Source organism: Streptomyces sp. S4.7, from assembly GCF_010384365.1.
Taxonomy (GTDB): Bacteria; Actinomycetota; Actinomycetes; order Streptomycetales; family Streptomycetaceae; genus Streptomyces.
Window position 1 is genome coordinate 6,499,775 of record NZ_CP048397.1, and the last position, 19,365, is coordinate 6,519,139.

At 68.9% G+C, this 19,365-nt stretch carries 7 protein-coding genes; 6 read left to right on the forward strand and 1 reads right to left on the reverse strand.

All coding sequences use genetic code 11. The annotated features are described in order from the left end of the window. Position 1 precedes the first annotated feature (1 nt). From SSPS47_RS28965 to SSPS47_RS28985, 5 genes are all read left to right on the forward strand, one after another. On the forward strand, positions 2 to 2,536 hold the full coding sequence (locus tag SSPS47_RS28965) for an AMP-binding protein (protein ID WP_164253517.1): 2,535 nt from the start codon (positions 2 to 4) through the stop codon (positions 2,534 to 2,536). Between the two features lie 134 nt (positions 2,537 to 2,670). Continuing rightward, on the forward strand, positions 2,671 to 10,929 hold the full coding sequence (locus tag SSPS47_RS28970) for a non-ribosomal peptide synthetase (RefSeq protein WP_164253518.1): 8,259 nt from the start codon (positions 2,671 to 2,673) through the stop codon (positions 10,927 to 10,929). After that, a complete protein-coding gene (locus SSPS47_RS28975) occupies positions 10,929 to 14,936 on the forward strand; it encodes a non-ribosomal peptide synthetase (RefSeq protein ID WP_164253519.1) in 4,008 nt (1,335 codons plus the stop codon). Before SSPS47_RS28970 ends, SSPS47_RS28975 begins: the two co-directional genes overlap by 1 nt. Further along, entirely contained in the window at positions 14,933 to 15,148 is a 216-nt protein-coding gene (locus SSPS47_RS28980) for an MbtH family protein (RefSeq protein ID WP_164253520.1), read from the forward strand. The genes SSPS47_RS28975 and SSPS47_RS28980 overlap by 4 nt, the downstream gene beginning before the upstream one ends. A 111-nt stretch (positions 15,149 to 15,259) precedes the next feature. Continuing rightward, positions 15,260 to 16,501: a class I SAM-dependent methyltransferase gene (locus SSPS47_RS28985; RefSeq protein WP_164253521.1), complete on the forward strand. Its 1,242-nt coding sequence runs from the start codon at positions 15,260 to 15,262 to the stop codon at positions 16,499 to 16,501. Here SSPS47_RS28985 and SSPS47_RS28990 read toward each other — a convergent pair. Beyond that, a complete protein-coding gene (locus SSPS47_RS28990; protein WP_164253522.1) occupies positions 16,419 to 17,837 on the reverse strand; it encodes a helix-turn-helix domain-containing protein in 1,419 nt (472 codons plus the stop codon). The genes SSPS47_RS28985 and SSPS47_RS28990 overlap by 83 nt on opposite strands. 252 nt (positions 17,838 to 18,089) lie before the next feature. Between SSPS47_RS28990 and SSPS47_RS28995 the strand changes: the two genes are divergently transcribed. Continuing rightward, positions 18,090 to 19,328: an MFS transporter gene (locus tag SSPS47_RS28995; RefSeq protein WP_164253523.1), complete on the forward strand. Its 1,239-nt coding sequence runs from the start codon at positions 18,090 to 18,092 to the stop codon at positions 19,326 to 19,328. Positions 19,329 to 19,365 lie beyond the last annotated feature (37 nt).

Here is a 19,365-nt window from a genome sequence, read left to right on the forward strand (position 1 = left end):
GATGACCACGACGCCACGCCAGGCGATCGAAGACGTCCTTGCGCTGACCCCGCTGCAAGAGGGCCTGCTCTTCCACTCGCGATACGACGAGCGGGCCGGCAACCTCTACGTGGGCCAGCTGTCGGTCACGCTGACCGGCCCCCTCGACGCAGCCGCCCTGGAGGCTGCTGCCGCCTCCGTCGTCCAGCGGCACTCCGGCCTGCGCGCGGGTTTCACGCATCGCAAGTCGGGTCAGCCGATCCAGGTGATCCGCCGCGAGACAGTCGTGCCGTGGACATACGTCGACGTCCGGTCCGGAGGGCCCACGGAGACCGCCCGGATCCTCGATGCCGACTGGTCCAGGGGATTCGACCTGAAGCGGCCGCCGCTGCTGCGCTTCACCCTGGTCCGGCAGGGCGACGAGGACCACTTGCTGGTCCTCACGGCACATCACATCCTGCTGGACGCTCAGTCCTGTCACATACTGTTGAGCGAACTCCTGTCGGAGTACGCGACTCCCGGTGCCCATGCCGCCGTCCGGGCCCCCCGGCTCCGGGAGTACCTCGCGTGGCTGGACGGCCAGGACACAGAACGGGCGCTGGCCGCGTGGCGGACGGCTCTGCACGGCCTGGAGGACGGGACGAGGATCGCGCCGTCCCAGCAGACCGGCCCGGCGGTGCCGGAGGAGCTGACCATCGAGCTGCCGGCCGGGCTGAGGGCCGACCTGTCCGGGTTCGCCCGTGGGGCGGGCGTCACGCTCAACACGGTGTTCCAGGGCGCTTGGGCGGTGCTGCTGTCCCACTGGCTGGGTGCGGACGACCTCGTCTTCGAGACCCCGGTGTCGATGAGGCCGGCAGACCTGCCCGAAGCGCAGTCGATGATGGGCTTGCTGCTCAACACCGTTCCCGTCCGGATCCGGATCAGGCCCGCCGAGACCTTCTCCGAACTGTTCGCACGAGTGCAGGACGAGCAGGCGGCCCTGTCCGGCCATGGTCACGTCGGTCTGCGGGACATTCAGGAAGTAACCGGAGTGAGCGATGCGCTCACCGACGTGATCCTCTCGTTCGAGAACCACGGCGGTGCGGGCCAGCTGGCACCCGTAGCCGGTCTGGACATCGGCCGGATCCGGGTGCGCGAGCGCACGCACCATGCCCTCGCTCTCAACATCGCGCCGGGCGCCACGACCCTGATCACGCTGGGATACCGCAAGGACCTGCTTTCTGTGGGGGAGGTTGAGCGGGTTGCGGGGATGTTTGTGCGGGTGTTGGAGAGTGTGGTGGGTGATGGGTGTGTGGGATGTGCGGATGTGCTCGTCGAGGGTGAACGGAAGGTGGTGCTGGAGGAGTTCGCCCGTGGTGGTGAGGTGAGCCGTCCGCCCGGTGTCGCGGGTGGTGTGGGCGGGGTGTTCGCAGGGGTGGTGGAGCGGGTCCCCGATGCGGTGGCGGTGGTCGCCGGTGAGGAGCAGGTCTCCTACCGGGAGCTGGACGAGCGTGCGGGACGGCTGGCCGGGTTGCTGGCAGGGCGTGGTGTGGGTGCGGGCGATCCGGTCGCGGTGATGGTGCCCCGGTCGGTGGAGATGGTGGTGGCGTGGCTGGCGGTGGTCAAGGCCGGCGGGGTGTACGTACCGTTGGATCCCGGCTATCCGGTTTCACGCACCGCGGCGATGGCAGGGAAAGCGGTCCTGGTCGTCAGCGTCGGCGAACACGCCGAACTGATCGGCCAGGTACGTGAGCATGCCGGTCCGGATGGTGACGTACCGGCGCTGTGGCTGGACGATCCCGGCACCGCCGACGCACTGGCGCAGGTCCAGGCAGGCGCCGCGGTAGCAGTGGACGGTGACTCGCCGATCTACGTCATGTACACCTCCGGGTCGCAGGGCCGGCCCAAGGGGGTGGTGGTCACCCACCGGGCCGTCGTTGATCTGGTGGCCGACTCCGCTCTGTCGGCGGCTGCCGCCGGGCGGGTCCTGGTGCACTCACCGCAGGTCTTCGACGCCTCCACGTTCGAGGTCTGGGGGCCGCTGCTGTCGGGCGGCACCGCGGTCATCGCACCCCCGCACCGCCTCCACACCGACGAACTCGCCACCCTCATCAGCACCTCCGAACTCGACTCCGTATGGATCACCGCGGGTCTGTTCACCATCATGGCCGCCGACACCCCTGAGTGCTTCGCCTCGGTGCGCCAGGTCTGGGCTGGCGGGAGCGTGGTACCGCCGGCCGCCGTCGAGGCCGTCCAGCGAGCCTGCCCCGGCACACAGGTGGTCAACGGCTACGGGCCGACCGAGACGACCACCTTCGCGACAGCGTTCCCCCTGGAACCGGGACCAGCGGCCGCCAGAGTCCCGATCGGACGTCCCCAGGACGGCGCCCGCGCCTATGTTCTGGGTCCCGGTCTGGCGTGCGATCGGTACCGTCGGCGAGCTCTACTCGCCGTCACCGGCCTCGCCCAGGGCTACCACCACCAGCCCGCCCTCACCGCCCAACGCTTACTGCCGACCCTACGGCCCACCTGGCACCCGCATGTACTGCACTGGCGACCTCGCCTGCTGGAACCCTGACGGCACCTCGACTACGGCCGCGCTGACGACCAGATCAAAATCGCGGCCACCGCATCGAAACTGCCGAAATCCAGCACACCCTCCTCACTACCCCACGTCCAACAAGCGTCGTCACCACCCACACACACCCACATTTGCTCCGCCTGCATGTCCACCCACCACCTAACCCCACCCCCACGACTCCGCCCGACTACCCTCCCCTACATGCTCCACCGCCATCACCGTCGAGAGCCCTCACCCCTAACGGCAAATCAACCACCACGACCTCCCGCACCAACACGCACACAGACCAGCCTACGCACCCCCGAGCACCCAGAACGCCCCACGAACACATCCTCTGCACCCTGTTCAACCAAACCCTCGGCATCACCCACACCACCCCCACCGACAACTTCTTCCACCTCGGCGGCCACTCACTCCTCGCCACCCGCCTCACCAACACCATCCGCCAACACCTCAACGCCGACATCCCTGTCCGGATGCTGTTCGAGACGCCGACTCCCGCGGGGCTGGCGGCACGCCTCAAGGACGCGAGAGAGTCCACCAATCCCCTCCGGCCGGGCCGCCGCGCCGGGGCCACCGTCCCCGTCTCGTCCGGTCAACGACGGCTGTGGTTCCTGAATCGGCTGGATGCTGAGGACACCTACTACAACATGCCGTTTGCCTGGCGGGTGGACGGCGAACTGGACGAGCATGCGCTGTCGATGGCGCTCGACGACCTCGTGGAGCGGCACGAGATCCTTCGGACGGTGTATCCGGAGATCGAGGGCGAGCCGGTGCAGCGGGTGCTCTCCGGTCCCGCGGCGCGCCCGGACCTGGACGTGTTGCCCCTTGCCGACGACGACCTTCCGGCGGCGCTCGACGAGGCCGCCCGGCATGCCTTCGACCTGTCCACGGACACTCCGCTGCACGTCCGCCTCCTCGTGCTCGGACCGCGCAGCCGGGTACTGGTGTTGGTCCTGCACCACATCGCGGGCGACGGCGGCTCGCTCGTCCCGCTCCTCCGAGACCTGGAGGCGGCGTACCTGGAGCGCTGCGGCGGGCACGCCTCCGATCTGCCGCCGCTGCCCGTCCAGTACGCCGACTACACGCTGTGGCAGCGGGAGATGCTGGGCGAGGAGGATCAGCGGGGCGGGCTCGCCGCCCGTCAGATCGCCTACTGGACCGAGCAACTGACCGGCCTGCCGGAGGCACTGGACCTGCCGACCGACCGACCTCGCCCCGCGGAACTCAGCCGTGGTGGGGACGTGCTGCGGTTCCACATCCCGGCCGGGCTCCGAGCGGAGTTGTCACGGCTGGCGCTGGCGGAGGGGGCCAGCCTGTTCATGGCGACGCAGGCGGCGCTCGCGGTGCTGCTGACGCGCCACGGCGCAGGCACCGACATCCCGATCGGCACCGGGGTCGCGGGGCGCGGCGACGCCGCCCTGGACGACCTGGTGGGTTTCTTCGTCAACACTCTCGTGTTGCGCACCAACACCTCCGGCGCACCGACGTTCCGCGAGATGCTGCGGCGCGTTCGGGAGACCGACCTCGACGCCTTCGCCAACCAGAACCTGCCGTTCGAGCGACTGGTCGAGATCGTCAGCCCGCGCCGATCGCTCAACCGGAATCCACTGTTCCAGGTAATGCTGACCTTCAACAGCAATCCCCTGCCGCCGCTCGCTCTCGGTGATCTCGAGGTGTCCGACGAGCCGATCGGAACCGACCTGGCGACCTTCGATCTGTCCTTCACCCTGTTCGAACAGCGAGGCGACGACGGCGCGCCGCTCGGCATCGACGGTCACGTCGAGTACGCCACCGACCTGTTCGACCGAGGCACGGTGGAGCAGCTCTGCGAACGGCTGGTGCGGCTGCTGTCGGCGGCGGTCGCCGAGCCGGACGTCCCGGCTGAGCAGCTGGAGATGATCTCCGCGGAAGAACGGCACCGGGCCCTGGAAAAGTGGAACGACACCGCGCCGGTGCTTCCCGCGACCACGATGCCGGACCTGTTCGAGCAGCAGGTCGCGGACACACCCGGAGCGATCGCCGTCGAGTTCGCCGGTACGCAGCTCGACTACCGTGCGCTCAACGCGCGGGCGAACCGGATCGCGCGGGCACTGGTGTCCATGGGAATAGGTCCGGAGGACATCGTAGGGCTGGCGTTGCCGCGGTCCCCGGAGCTGATCGTCGCCATGCTGGGTGTGCTGAAGGCAGGCGCGGCGTACCTGCCGGTGGACCCCGAGTACCCGGTGCCCAGGATCACCGGGATGATCCGGGACGCCCGGCCCGCCTGCGTGCTCATGACCGCGGCCACCGCGGGCCCCCTGTCCGGCACCGGTGCCCGGATCCTCCTGGTCGATTCGGCGGACTGGTCCGCCACCCTGGACCGGCAGTCCACCGCCGACCTCACCGACGGCGACCGCCGGACCGCGCTGACGCCGCGCAGTCCCGCCTACACGATCTTCACTTCGGGTTCCACGGGCCGTCCCAAGGGCGTGGTGGTCACCCACGCGGGTGTCGCGGCCTTCGTCGCGAACCAGCGCGACAACTACCGCGCGGGTCCCGGCATGCGCGTCCTGCAGTTCGCCTCCCCGAGCTTCGACGTTGCGTTCTCGGAGCTCTGTCTGGCGCTGCTCTCCGGGGCGACGCTCGTCCTGCCGGGTGCCGGACTGTACGGACCGGAGCTGGGCAGGTTCCTCTCCGAGCAACGGATCACCCATGCCCACATCCCGCCCGCGGTGCTGACCGGGATACCCGTCGGCGAGTTCCCCGAGCTGGTGACGCTGGTTGTGGGCGGCGAGCAGCTCTCCACCGAGTTGGTTGCCAGATGGGCGCCAGGACGCCGCATGATCAACGGCTACGGCCCGCCGGAGGCCACCGTCGAGGTCACTTCGTGGTTGTGCGACCCGTCTGCCACGTCCATCCCGATCGGACGGCCCATTCCCAATGCGCGGGTGTACGTGCTGGGGGCGGGGCTTGCTCCCGTGCCGGTCGGCGTGGTGGGCGAGCTGTACGTCACCGGCCCGGGGCTGGCCCGGGGATATCTGAACCATCCGTCCCTGACTGCCCAGCGGTTCGTGGCCAACCCCTTCGGGCCCGCGGGGACACGGCTGTACCGCACCGGTGACCTGGCCCGATGGCGGACCGACGGACAACTGGAGTTCGCGGGACGGGCCGACGGCCAGGTGAAGGTCGGCGGCCACCGGATCGAGCCCGGTCGGATCGAGGCCGTGCTGGCGGCTCACCCCGGCGTCACCGGCACCGCCGTCGTCGTTCGGGAAGACCAGCCAGGGAGCCCGGAGCTGGTCGCGTACGCCGTCGCCGCGGCCGGCCACCATCTCGACCCGGACAAGCTGCGCGACCACCTGGCCGCCAGTCTGCCCGACCACATGGTGCCCGGCATGGTCGTCGATCTGCCGGCGCTTCCCCTCACCGTCAACGGGAAGCTCGACCGCAAAGCCCTTCCCGCGCCTCGGCGTCCTGCCGCCGGCCGGCCGCGCACACCGCTCGAAGAGATCCTCTGCGGGCTGTTCTCCGAAAGCCTCGGCGTCGCCGGAGTCGGCCCGGACGACAACTTCTTCGACCTCGGCGGCCACTCGTTGCTCGTGACCCGACTGGTGAACAAGATCCGGGTCGCACTGGATGCCGACGTGCCGGTGCGCGCCGTCTTCGAGCGCCCCACCCCCGCTCAGCTCGCGACGCGGATCCGGCAGGGGACTCGGGCCACCGACCCGGTGCGGCCGATGTCCCGGCCCGCGATCGTTCCCCTCTCGTTTGCGCAGCGGCGCATGTGGTTCCTGGAGCGGCTCGGTTCGCTGGGCAGTGCTTACAACGTGCCGCATGTGTTCCGGCTGCGGGGTTCTGTCGACCAGGATGCGTTGCGGGTGGCGTTCGATGATGTGTTGGAGCGTCATGAGGCGCTGCGCACCGTCATCGGGGAGGAGGACGACGGGACGCCGTTCCAGGTCATCAGGGATCCGCGGGCTGTCGGTTCGGTCCTGTCCGTTGTCTCGTGTGCTCCTGAGCGGGTGGACGGGTTGGTCGCGGAGGAGGCCGGCCGGGGTTTCGATCTGTCGGCGGAGTTGCCGATCCGGGTGACGCTTTTGGTTGCGGGTGCGGAGCAGGCGACGTTGGCGATCGTCCTGCATCACATTGCGACGGACGGGTTGTCGGTCGGGCCGCTGCTGCGTGATTTGCGTACTGCTTATACCGCGCGTGTCGCGGGGCAGGCGCCGGGCTGGGAGCCGTTGCCGGTGCAGTACGCCGATTACGCGCTCTGGCAGCGGGAGACGCTCGGGGAGGCCGCCGATCCCGACAGCGTCATCGCCAAGCAGACGCGGCACTGGGCCGATGTCCTGGACGGTGTCCCGGAAACCCTGGAACTTCCCGTCGACCGGCCGCGTCCTGCCGCCGCTACTACGGCGCCCGGCGATACCGTGCACTTCGCCATCGGGCAGGAACTCCACCAGGCTCTGGGTGAGTTGGCGGGGCGTTGCGGGGCGACGATGTTCATGGTGTTGCACGCGGGTCTGGCGGGTTTGCTGACTCGGTTGGGTGCGGGTAGTGATCTGCCGATCGGTACGCTGATCGCCGGGCGTTCCGATCCGGCGTTGGATGATCTGGTCGGTGTGTTCCTCAACACGGTGGTGCTGCGGACGGACACGGCGGGTGATCCGACGTTCGCCGAGTTGGTCGCCCGGGCGCGCCGGACCGATCTGGATGCCTATGCCAACCAGGACGTTCCGTTCGACCATCTCGTCGAGACGCTGAACCCGGCCCGTTCCGCCGGCCGGAACCCCCTCTTCCAGGTCATGCTCGAAGTGCATACGGGCCGGGTCGAGGACCTGTCCCTCGAGCTCCCGGGTGTGACGGCCGACGAGCAGCGGCCGGCTGTCGCCAACGCCAAGGTGGATCTGTTGTTCTCGGTGTTTGAGCGGCATGGTGGGGATGGGTCGGGGTTGGGTGCGGATGGTGCGCTGGCGTTTGCGACGGATTTGTTCGATCGTGGTACCGCGGAGGTGTTGGCGGAGCGGTTGGTGCGGTTGCTGCGCTCGGCTGTCGCGGGTCCGGACCGGCGGTTGTCGGAGTTGGAGGTGCTGTCGTCTGTCGAGCGGCAGCGGATTCTGCGGGAGTGGAACGGGGCCTCGCTCGCGCTGCCGGACCGTACTGTGCCGGAGTTGTTCACGGCCTGGGCGCATGCTGATCCCGATGGTGTCGCGGTGTATGCCGTGGACGGGAGCACGGTGAGTTACGGGGGGTTGAATGCCCGGGCGAACCGGATCGCTCATCACCTCATGTCCCTGGGGGCGGGGCCGGAGGGGCATGTGGGGGTCATGCTTGAGCACAGTGCGGATCTGCTTGCGGTGTTGTTGGGTGTGCTGAAGACGGGTGCGGCCTATGCGCCGCTGGATCCGGCGCATCCGGCGGAGCGCACGGCTTATGTGCTGGCCGACACCGCGGCGGCGCTTCTGGTCACGGACAAGGAGTTGCGGGGCGACGTTCCGGCGTCGTTCACCGGCCGGGTCGTCACGCTGGAAGAGGATGCCTTCGTCTCCTGTCCGGACGCCGATCCGGTGGTGGTGGTTGATCCGGAAAGTCTGGTCTACACGATGTACACCAGTGGTTCGACCGGTCGTCCCAAGGGTGTGATGGCTACCCACCGGTCGCTGCTGAATTATCTGTGGTGGGCCGTTGACGGTTACCGGGCCACTGCCGGCGGCCGGGGTGCGCCGCTGGTTGGGTCGATCAACTTCGACCTGTCGGTGCCCAACTTCTTCCTGCCTTTGATCTGCGGGGAGTCCGTCACCATCCTGCCGCCCGACCCGCACCTGGAGCATCTGGCGGGGCATCTTCAGCAGCCGAACGATTACAGCCTGCTGAAGATCACTCCCGGGCATCTGGACGCGCTGCGTGCCCAACTGCCGCCCGGGACGCGGCTGGACAGTGTGCGTACCTACGTCGTCGGGGCCGACGAGGTCCGTCCCGAGACGATCACCGCCTGGCAGCAGATCGCCCCCCGGGCGACGCTCATCAACGAGTACGGCCCGACGGAGACCATCGTCGGGTGCAGTATCCATACCATCGATGCCGCCTTCGATCCGCACCGGCCGGTGCCGATCGGCACCCCGATCGCCAACACCCGCATGTACGTCCTGGACCCGGCACTGCAGCCCGTCCCGGCGGGCACCAACGGTGAGCTGTACATCGCCGGGACCTGCGTGACCCGCGGCTACCTCAACCGCCCGGCGCTGACCGCGCACCGCTTCGTGGCCGACCCCTACGGCCCGCCCGGCACCCGCATGTACCGCACCGGCGACCTCGCCCGCCACTACCCCAACGGCCAGATCGAGTTCCTCGGCCGCATCGACCACCAGATCAAAATCAACGGCTACCGCATCGAACTCGGCGAGATCGAAGCCGCCCTCACCGCCCACCCCGACATCGCCGACGCCGTCGCCACCGCCCCCACCACCGTCGACGGACGCAAACACCTCACCGCCCACGTCGTCCCCAAACCCGGCACCAACCCCACCCCCACCACCATCCGCGACCACCTCACCCGCACCCTGCCCCACTACATGATCCCCACCACCTACACCACCCTCACCCACCTCCCCCTCACCACCGCGGGCAAGATCGACCGCACCCAACTCCCCACACCCGCAACCACACCCACAACCACAACCACCCAGCACACCCCACAACCCCCCCACCAAACCACCCTCACCACCCTCATCGACCAAACCCTCAACCTCCCCCCCGGCACCACCACACCCCACGACAACTTCTTCAATCTCCGTGGTGACAGCATCACCTCCCTCCAACTCGTCAGCGCCGCACGCAAAGCCGGACTCACCCTCACTGTGCGGGACGTGCATCAAGCAGTGGATGTCGCGGCACTGGCCGAACTCGCTGTGCCGATCGGCGACACCGGGCCGCGAGGTGATTCCGGAAATGGAATCGGCAGGGTGCCGGCGACTCCGGCGGTGCAATGGCTGCGCGAGCGGCACGGACCCACCGACGGGTACACCCAGGCGGTCTTGCTGCAGGTGCCGGGCGCTCTCGGGCTGGAGCGGCTCCGGACGGCGGTCCAGGCCGTGCTCGACAGGCATGACCTGCTCCGGTCCCGATGGGACTCCGCGGCGGGGCAGCTCGTGGTGCCGCCGCCCGGGACGGTGACCGCCGCATCGTGTACGACCCGGGTGGACCTCGAGGGCGAGGACCCCGCCCGGACGATCGCCGCGACGGCCGAAGAGGTCAGGGCAGAGCTGTCGCCCGAGGACGGGCGCATGCTCCGCGTGATCTGGTTCGACGCCGGACCGCAGAATCCGGGGCGGCTGCTGCTGGTCTTCCACCATCTCGTGGTGGACGGTGTCTCCTGGCGGATCCTGCTCCCAGACCTGCGATCGGCGTGGGAGCGGGCCACTGCGGGCGGGACCCCCGAACTGGATCCGGTCGGGACATCGTTCCGCGCCTGGGCCGAGCACCTGACCGGCATTGCACGGCAGCCGCAGCGCGTGGCGGAGTTGGAGACCTGGCGGGGCGTGCAGGCACAGGCGGCGGACCTTGTTCCCGGCGCCCGGCTGCGTCCCGGCCGCGACACCGTGGGCGCCGCCCACCACCGCGTCTTCCGGCTGCCGGCGGATGTGACCGAGCACCTGCTCACCACCCTGCCCGCGGCCTACCGCACCGGGGTCGCCGAGGTGCTGCTGACAGGCTTGGCACTCGCCGCTGCCGGCCGCGGTGACGCCGTCGGCACCGCGCTGGCGGTCGAGGTCGAGGGCCACGGCCGGGAGGATCTGCTGCCCGGCGGGGATCTGTCCCGCACCGTCGGCTGGTTCACCAGTACGTTCCCCGTCCGGCTGGATCCGGGGGAGCTCGACTGGACGCAGGTGTGGGACGGTGGCCCGGCCGCGGGCACGGCGCTGAAGCGGATCAAGGAACAGATCCGCTCGCTGCCCGGCGGCGGCATCGGCTTCGGCCTGCTCCGCTACCTCAACCCCGACACCGCCGGGATCCTGGCGGCCCTCCCGGGCCCGCAGGTGGGCTTCAACTACCTGGGACGGTTCGGAACCGGTGATCGGGACGCGCTCTGGGCGCCCGCTCTGGGCGAGGAGGCACCGGCCAACGGGCCCGAGGACGGGATGGCGATGGCGCACCTGCTCGAGGTGACCGCCGTGGCCACGGAGACCGGCCCCGACCCGGTCCTGGAGGTCCGGTTCGTCTGGGCACCTGAGTTGCTCCCGGACGCGAGCGCCCATGCCGTCGCCGGATCCTTCGAACGCGCGCTGACCGCGCTCGCGCGGCACGCCGGGCGTCCGGAATCCGGCGGGCGTACCCCGTCCGACCTGCCGCTCGTGACCCTGGATCAGCAGGAGATCGACCAGTTGGAAGACCTGTTCAGGAGCCAGTGATGGAAGGTGTCATGATTCCCCTCTCGTTTGCGCAGCGGCGTCTGTGGTTCCTGGAGCGGCTCGGTTCGCTGGGCAGTGCTTACAACGTGCCGCATGTGTTCCGGCTGCGGGGTTCTGTCGACCAGGATGCGTTGCGGGTGGCGTTCGATGATGTGTTGGAGCGTCATGAGGTGTTGCGGACGGTTATCGGTGAGGGCGACGACGGGACGCCGTTCCAGGTCATCAGGGATCCGCGGGCTGTCGGTTCGGTCCTGTCCGTTGTCTCGTGTGCTCCTGAGCGGGTGGACGGGTTGGTCGCGGAGGAGGCCGGCCGGGGTTTCGATCTGTCGGCGGAGTTGCCGATCCGGGTGACGCTTTTGGTTGCGGGTGCGGAGCAGGCGACGTTGGCGATCGTCCTGCATCACATTGCGACGGACGGGTTGTCGGTCGGGCCGCTGCTGCGTGATTTGCGTACTGCTTATACCGCGCGTGTCGCGGGGCAGGCGCCGGGCTGGGAGCCGTTGCCGGTGCAGTACGCCGATTACGCGCTCTGGCAGCGGGAGACGCTCGGGGAGGCCGCCGATCCCGACAGCGTCATCGCCAAGCAGACGCGGCACTGGGCCGATGTCCTGGACGGTGTCCCGGAAACCCTGGAACTTCCCGTCGACCGGCCGCGTCCTGCCGCCGCTACTACGGCGCCCGGCGATACCGTGCACTTCGCCATCGGGCAGGAACTCCACCAGGCTCTGGGTGAGTTGGCGGGGCGTTGCGGGGCGACGATGTTCATGGTGTTGCACGCGGGTCTGGCGGGTTTGCTGACTCGGTTGGGTGCGGGTAGTGATCTGCCGATCGGTACGCTGATCGCCGGGCGTTCCGATCCGGCGTTGGATGATCTGGTCGGTGTGTTCCTCAACACGGTGGTGCTGCGGACGGACACGGCGGGTGATCCGACGTTCGCCGAGTTGGTCGCCCGGGCGCGCCAGACGGATCTGGATGCCTATGCCAACCAGGACGTTCCGTTCGACCATCTCGTCGAGACGCTGAACCCGGTCCGCTCCGCCGGCCGGAACCCCCTCTTCCAGGTCATGCTCGAACTCCATGCCGCGCAGCGAGACGTTGGCCCGCTGCGCTTCGCTGGCCTGGAACTCGAGTCGGTCCCGATCCCGGCCACGAACGCCAAGGTGGATCTGTTGTTCTCGGTGTTTGAGCGGCATGGTGGGGATGGGTCGGGGTTGGGTGCGGATGGTGCGCTGGCGTTTGCGACGGATTTGTTCGATCGTGGTACCGCGGAGGTGTTGGCGGAGCGGTTGGTGCGGTTGCTGCGCTCGGCTGTCGCGGGTCCGGACCGGCGGTTGTCGGAGTTGGAGGTGCTGTCGTCTGTCGAGCGGCAGCGGATTCTGCGGGAGTGGAACGGGGCCTCGCTCGCGCTGCCGGACCGTACTGTGCCGGAGTTGTTCACGGCCTGGGCGCATGCTGATCCCGATGGTGTCGCGGTGTATGCCGTGGACGGGAGCACGGTGAGTTACGGGGGGTTGAATGCCCGGGCGAACCGGATCGCTCATCACCTCATGTCCCTGGGGGCGGGGCCGGAGGGGCATGTGGGGGTCATGCTTGAGCACAGTGCGGATCTGCTTGCGGTGTTGTTGGGTGTGCTGAAGACGGGTGCGGCCTATGCGCCGCTGGATCCGGCGCATCCGGCGGAGCGCACGGCTTATGTGCTGGCCGACACCGCGGCGGCGCTTCTGGTCACGGACAAGGAGTTGCGGGGCGACGTTCCGGCGTCGTTCACCGGCCGGGTCGTCACGCTGGAAGAGGATGCCTTCGTCTCCTGTCCGGACGCCGATCCGGTGGTGGTGGTTGATCCGGAAAGTCTGGTCTACACGATGTACACCAGTGGTTCGACCGGTCGTCCCAAGGGTGTGATGGCTACCCACCGGTCGCTGCTGAATTATCTGTGGTGGGCCGTTGACGGTTACCGGGCCACTGCCGGCGGCCGGGGTGCGCCGCTGGTTGGGTCGATCAACTTCGACCTGTCGGTGCCCAACTTCTTCCTGCCTTTGATCTGCGGGGAGTCCGTCACCATCCTGCCGCCCGACCCGCACCTGGAGCATCTGGCGGGGCATCTTCAGCAGCCGAACGATTACAGCCTGCTGAAGATCACTCCCGGGCATCTGGACGCGCTGCGTGCCCAACTGCCGCCCGGGACGCGGCTGGACAGTGTGCGTACCTACGTCGTCGGGGCCGACGAGGTCCGTCCCGAGACGATCACCGCCTGGCAGCAGATCGCCCCCCGGGCGACGCTCATCAACGAGTACGGCCCGACGGAGACCATCGTCGGGTGCAGTATCCATACCATCGATGCCGCCTTCGATCCGCACCGGCCGGTGCCGATCGGCACCCCGATCGCCAACACCCGCATGTACGTCCTGGACCCGGCACTGCAGCCCGTCCCGGCGGGCACCAACGGTGAGCTGTACATCGCCGGGACCTGCGTGACCCGCGGCTACCTCAACCGCCCGGCGCTGACCGCGCACCGCTTCGTGGCCGACCCCTACGGCCCGCCCGGCACCCGCATGTACCGCACCGGCGACCTCGCCCGCCACTACCCCAACGGCCAGATCGAGTTCCTCGGCCGCATCGACCACCAGATCAAAATCAACGGCTACCGCATCGAACTCGGCGAGATCGAAGCCGCCCTCACCGCCCACCCCGACATCGCCGACGCCGTCGCCACCGCCCCCACCACCGTCGACGGACGCAAACACCTCACCGCCCACGTCGTCCCCAAACCCGGCACCAACCCCACCCCCACCACCATCCGCGACCACCTCACCCGCACCCTGCCCCACTACATGATCCCCACCACCTACACCACCCTCACCCACCTCCCCCTCACCACCGCGGGCAAGATCGACCGCACCCAACTCCCCACACCCGCAACCACACCCACAACCACAACCACCCAGCACACCCCACAACCCCCCCACCAAACCACCCTCACCACCCTCATCGACCAAACCCTCAACCTCCCCCCCGGCACCACCACACCCCACGACAACTTCTTCAACCTCGGCGGCGACAGCATCACCTCCCTCCAACTCGTCAGCGCCGCACGCAAAGCCGGACTCACCCTCACACCGCACGACGTGTACCAAGCGGTGGACGTCGCGGCACTGGCCGACCAGACCAGCCCGTCCGACAAAGCCGAAGGGGCCGCCTACCCGACGCTGCTGCCCATCAGGACGGACGGCACCGGACCTGCGCTGTTCTGCGTGCATCCGGCCAATGGTGTGGCGTGGGCGTACTTCGAGCTGGCGCGGGAGCTGCCGCCGGAGCAGCGCGTGTACGGCCTCCAGGCGCGTACCGACGAGCTTCCGGACTCCCTCGCGGACATGGCCGCCGACTATGTCCGCCAGATCCGTACGGTGCAGCCGGAAGGGCCGTACCGGCTTGCGGGGTGGTGCATCGGAGGGGTCATCGCGTTCGAGATCGCCCGCCAGCTCGAGCGCGCCGGCGAGCGGGTGGATCTGCTCTGCCTGATCGGGCCGCATCCCCTGGGGCTCCTGGACGCGATCGGCGATCTGCACGAGGAGCACACGTTCCGCAGGCTCGTCGAGGCGTTCACCGGTGAGGCCCCGCAGAACGCACCATCGCGGGCCGAGGTCATTGAGGTGCTGGAGCGGAACCCGTCGCTCCGGCAGAGTTTTCCCGAGTCCCATATTCCGGTCCTGGTCGACCTGTACGTGAACACGGACCGGCTGGAGTGGAACTACCGGCCGCGACAGGGGGAGTTCTCGGGGGACGTCCTGTTGTTCACGCCCGCCCAGGATCACGGCGGTGACACCGACCTCCTGGAGGACTCCTGGCGACCGTACCTGTCGGGTCGCCTCGTCAGTCACGTCGTCGACTGCGACACCGACAGTCTGCTCAGTGCCCCGCACACCGCGCGCGTCGGCGCCGTGCTCGGGGGTGAACTCAACCGTCCGGGCGGCCGTCCCGAACGCCAAGAAGAAGGAGTACGAGGATGACCAACCCGTTCGAAGACGAGGACGCCGAATACCTGGTCCTGGTCAACGAGGAGAACCAGCACTCCCTTTGGCCCGCCTTCGCGGCCGTGCCGGACGGCTGGCGTGTCGCCCACCCTGCGAGTTCCCGGGAGAGCTGCCTCGAGCACATCGAGCGGAACTGGACCGACATGCGGCCCAAGAGCCTGATCGACCGTATGGAGGCCCGTGCCTGAACCTGTCGCCACCTCCTGGGCGTCGCCGCCCAGGAGGTTCGCGGAGCGGCTCCACCGCGTACGCGCCGAATCGTCGGTACGCGCCTTATCGGCCTGGCACAGGAGACAGAAATGGCAGCTGGAGAAGCCAGGGAACATGAGGCTGAGGTCCTCGATTCCTTCTACGGCACCTTCCCCTACCCTTGGCGCCCCATGCGCCTGGACCGGCTCACCGACCCGGACCTGCACGCCGCGCTGGTCTGCCAGGACCTGGGTGACTACACGGCAACCCGGCTCCGGCCCGACGGCGACATCTGGGTGGCCGGCTGCGGAACCAACCAGGCTCTGATCACCGCCCTGCGGTTTCCGAACGCGCGGGTACTGGGCACCGATGCCTCCGCGGAGGTGCTCCGGGTGTGCGGCGAGAATGCTCGTCAGCTCGGTGTGACCAACCTTTCACTGCGGCAGGAAGGGCTGTCGCAGGCCGCTTACCACGCACAGTTCGACCTGGTCATCTGTACGGGCGTCATCCACCACAATCCCGACCCTCCGGCATGTCTGGCCCGGCTGGCCGAAGCGCTGCGGCCCGACGGCGTCCTGGAACTGATGGTCTACAACACCTTCCACCGTCAGGAGCCGATGGCGTTCCAAGGCGCGTTGCGCCTGCTGGGCAATGGCCGGGACACCCACGCGGCCCGTCTCGAGATGGCTCGCAGACTCGCCGACTCGATCCCACTCGGGAGCCTGCTGGCGCAGAGACTCGCCGCGTTTGACGGCCCGGTCGAGGCGTGGGCCGATATGTGGATCAATCCCTGTGAACACAGCTATACCGTGGACACGCTGTGGGATATGGCGTCGTCGTGCGGTCTGCATGTCGAGGCGCCCATCGCCGACACGTTCTCCGAGAGCGGCGAGGGGGGGCTGTGGCATCTGGACTTCGGCGACGCGGACTTGCAGGAGAGCTTCGATACCCTCGCCGACCGGGCCCGCTGGCAGGTCGTCAACCAACTCCTGCTGGATTGCTCGCCCATGCTCTGGTTCTACCTCACCCCGGAGTCCGGTCGCCGTGTGACCGAGGCCGAACGGAGTGAGGCGTTCCTGACCACGACCTTTGTTCGGACCGCCGCCACCCGGCAGGGGTTCATGGCCGTACCCGACGGGGGGTACCGGAAACTGGACCGGGTCAATCCGTTCCCCGTCGGGCGACCCTCCGAAGCGGTCAAGGACGTCTTCGAAGCGGTCGACGGAGTACGTACGATGGGGCATATCCTCGGCGCTCTCGGACGCGAGGTCAGCCCGGACTCGACACACCGGCTTCGAATGCAACTGGCCACGAGCCGGTTCCCCTTTCTTCGCACGGTCGAGAAGGCCTGAATCCGTTCGCGGCCGTCGCCGGGGTGAGGTCCTGGAGCGCACGGACGAGGTGGAGAATCTTGAACAGGGAGCGGCCGGGAGCGTCGACGCGCCGCAGCAGCCCATGCATGAGCATCGCGTAGACGTCCCTGGCCACCTCGGTGGGCGGCGCGCCGACGAGTGACGACAGGTCTTCGATCGACCAGGGCGCGTCAAGGCGGGCCACCACGCGCAGCATCTTCCTCTGCGGGGGAGTGAGCGACTCCCCCGCAGCGTTGAGGGACTCCAGTACGGCGCGGAACTCTCCGGTATTGGCCCCCGGGGTGAGGGCGAGCAGCATCTGGTCCTTCTCCGCCAGTTCGGCGAGCTGCTCGAGGCTCATCAGCGCGCTCCAGCGGGCCGCCAGCACGAGCGCGGCTGGCAGGCCGTCGAAGGCCCGGCAGAGGCGCGCCACCGCCGGCGCGGTGGACACGTTCAGTTCCAGCTCGGGCCGCACCTGGCGCAGGCAGGACATCATCAGCTGCACGGACGGGTTCTCGGTCAGCGCGGCCGGATCGTCGTCGAGCTCCTTGCCCGGCACCTGCAGCGGCAGCAACGTGAACGGTGGATCGGCCATAGCGGAGGCCGACGCCCAGCCGGTGCTCAGCACCTGGACGGTGGGTACGGTGCGCAGCAGGAGGAGCACCCGTGCCAGTGGCATCCACCGTTCGTTCTGGCCGTCGATGACGATCAGCGCACCCCGCCGGCCGATCAGCCCGCGCAGCCTGCCGACCCCGTGGTCGCCGTTGGCGAGCGACTCCTGGACCTGGGAATGGAGCAGCGCCGATGCCCCGGTCAGGTCGCCCACCGCGGTGCCGTGGCCGGGCTGCGCATCCGCCGACAGCCAGAAGACTGGGGTCCGGCCGTGGGCGTGCAGATGGCCCGCGACCTCCATGGCCATCGTGGTCTTGCCGACCCCGGCGATGCCGACGATGCGGACCAGGCGGTGCCGCTCATGGGTCAACAGCCTGACCACTCCCTCGAACTCGGCCTCCCGGCCGAGCATCGGGGTGACCGGGGCCGGCGGCGGGACGGTCGCGGACCTCATGATCGCCTGCAGCTCGCCGTCCGTCGGCCTGCCTCGTGCGGCGACCTCCAGCCGGACGCGCTGATCGGTGCCGAGCCTCAGCGCGTCGCCCAGCAGCCGGATGGTCTCGCGGCGAGGGTTGGCCGCGCGTCCGGACTCCAGGTCCCGAATCGCGCGCTCGCTCAGCCCGCTGAGATCCGCCAGCTGACGCTGCGTCAGTCCCGCGTCCCGCCGGTGCGCGTGCACCACGTCGCTGAGGCCCAGCACCGCTTCGTCACGATCGGCCATCATGGTCGTCTCCAAGTGGTTGCCAAGCCCGTCTCCGCAGCCGCCTGTGGCCGACGATGACATGCCTGTCCGGGCATTGTCCCGAGCACGATGAGCCATCTGGCTAGCGCCCTCTTAGCGAAGCCCTCAGCGTCGGGTACCTGCGGCGGGGACTGCGGCATCACCCCGGCAGGTTGGGGCGATCTCCTTGCCCGGCCTGTGGCTGCTCGGTTCTGATCGGGAGGACTCCACGTCCGCCGACGAGGGAAATGACGGATGCCGGCAATTCTGCGCCGCCGCAACTTCGTACTGCTCTGGCTGGCTGGCCTGATCTCCGAGACCGGCGACTGGCTGTTGATCACTGGCATGCCGATCTACGTGTACTACCTGACCGGCTCGCCGCTCATCACCTCCACGGTGTTCATCGTTGAGATGGTGCCGGTCGTGCTGCTCTCCTCGTTCGCCGGGGTGATGATCGACCGCTGGAACCGCGGCCGGGTGCTGCTGATCATTCCGCTGGCGCAGGCGGTGCTGCTGGGCCCGCTGCTGTTCGTGCACTCCTCCGCCGAACTGTGGGTGGTCTACCTGGTCGCGGCCGCGCAGGCGGTGCTGGGGCAGTTCGTCGAACCGGCCAGGACAGCGGTGCTGCCCGCCCTGGTCGAACCCGACCAACTCGGCACCGCTAACGGCCTGATGGGGGCGAGCTCCAATCTGGGGAGGCTGGTCGGCAGCTCGCTGGGCGGGCTGGCGCTGGTCGGCGGTTCGCTGGACACCATCGTGATCGCCGACGCGGCGACCTTCCTGCTCGCCGGAGGGCTGATCGCGGTCACCCGGTTCGGCACCGGGTCCGCGCCGGTCGAGCCGTCCCGCCCGGTCTCGGTCGTCCGGGCGTGGCGGGACGGGCTCTCGCTGATCGTCGGCCACCGGGGTATCTGCGGCACTTTCGTGAGCATGGCCCTCAGCTCCATGGCGCAGGGCCTGTTCCTCGTGCTGTTCATCGTCTTCGTGGACCGGCGGCTGCACGGAGGTTCGGCCGAGATGGGACTGCTCAGAGGCATTCAGGCGATCGGCGGGCTGGCCGGAGGGCTGCTGGTCGGTCTGGTGGGCGGGCGGCTGGGCGCCGACCGGGCCATCACGTTCGGCGCGCTCGGAGTCGGCGCCCTGTCGCTCGCCGTCTGGAACGGCCCGTACGCCACGACCGCGATCGCGCTCTACGTCGGGTTGTTCATCGCGATCGGCGTTCCGGGAATGTTCCACACGGCCGGCACCATGACCTACCTGCAGCTCCAGACACCGCCCGACAGTATGGGGCGGGTCGTGGGCGCGCTGCTGTCGGTGTACGGCGGCTTCCAGGTGCTGGGGATGCTCGCGGCGGGCGTGCTCGCGGACCGGCTGAGCGTCACGGTCATCCTCGAGTTCCAGGCGGGTCTCTACCTTCTCGCCGCGCTCGTCGCCCGCCTGACGGTGCGACTGGGCGACCAGGGACGGGGAGGAACCCGACCCCGGTGCTCGTGAGGCCGCTCCCGCCGTCTGGCAGGACCAAGTAGGACCT

Bases quoted from the DNA above. Each gene is read 5' to 3' on its own strand.
- SSPS47_RS28980 (WP_164253520.1), top strand. From the start codon at position 14,933: ATGACCAACCCGTTCGAAGACGAGGACGCCGAATACCTGGTCCTGGTC.
- SSPS47_RS28965 (WP_164253517.1), top strand. From the start codon at position 2: ATGACCACGACGCCACGCCAGGCGATCGAAGACGTCCTTGCGCTGACC.
- SSPS47_RS28995 (WP_164253523.1), top strand. From the start codon at position 18,090: ATGCCGGCAATTCTGCGCCGCCGCAACTTCGTACTGCTCTGGCTGGCT.
- SSPS47_RS28985 (WP_164253521.1), top strand. From the start codon at position 15,260: ATGGCAGCTGGAGAAGCCAGGGAACATGAGGCTGAGGTCCTCGATTCC.
- SSPS47_RS28990 (WP_164253522.1), bottom strand. From the start codon at position 17,837: ATGATGGCCGATCGTGACGAAGCGGTGCTGGGCCTCAGCGACGTGGTG.
- SSPS47_RS28975 (WP_164253519.1), top strand. From the start codon at position 10,929: ATGGAAGGTGTCATGATTCCCCTCTCGTTTGCGCAGCGGCGTCTGTGG.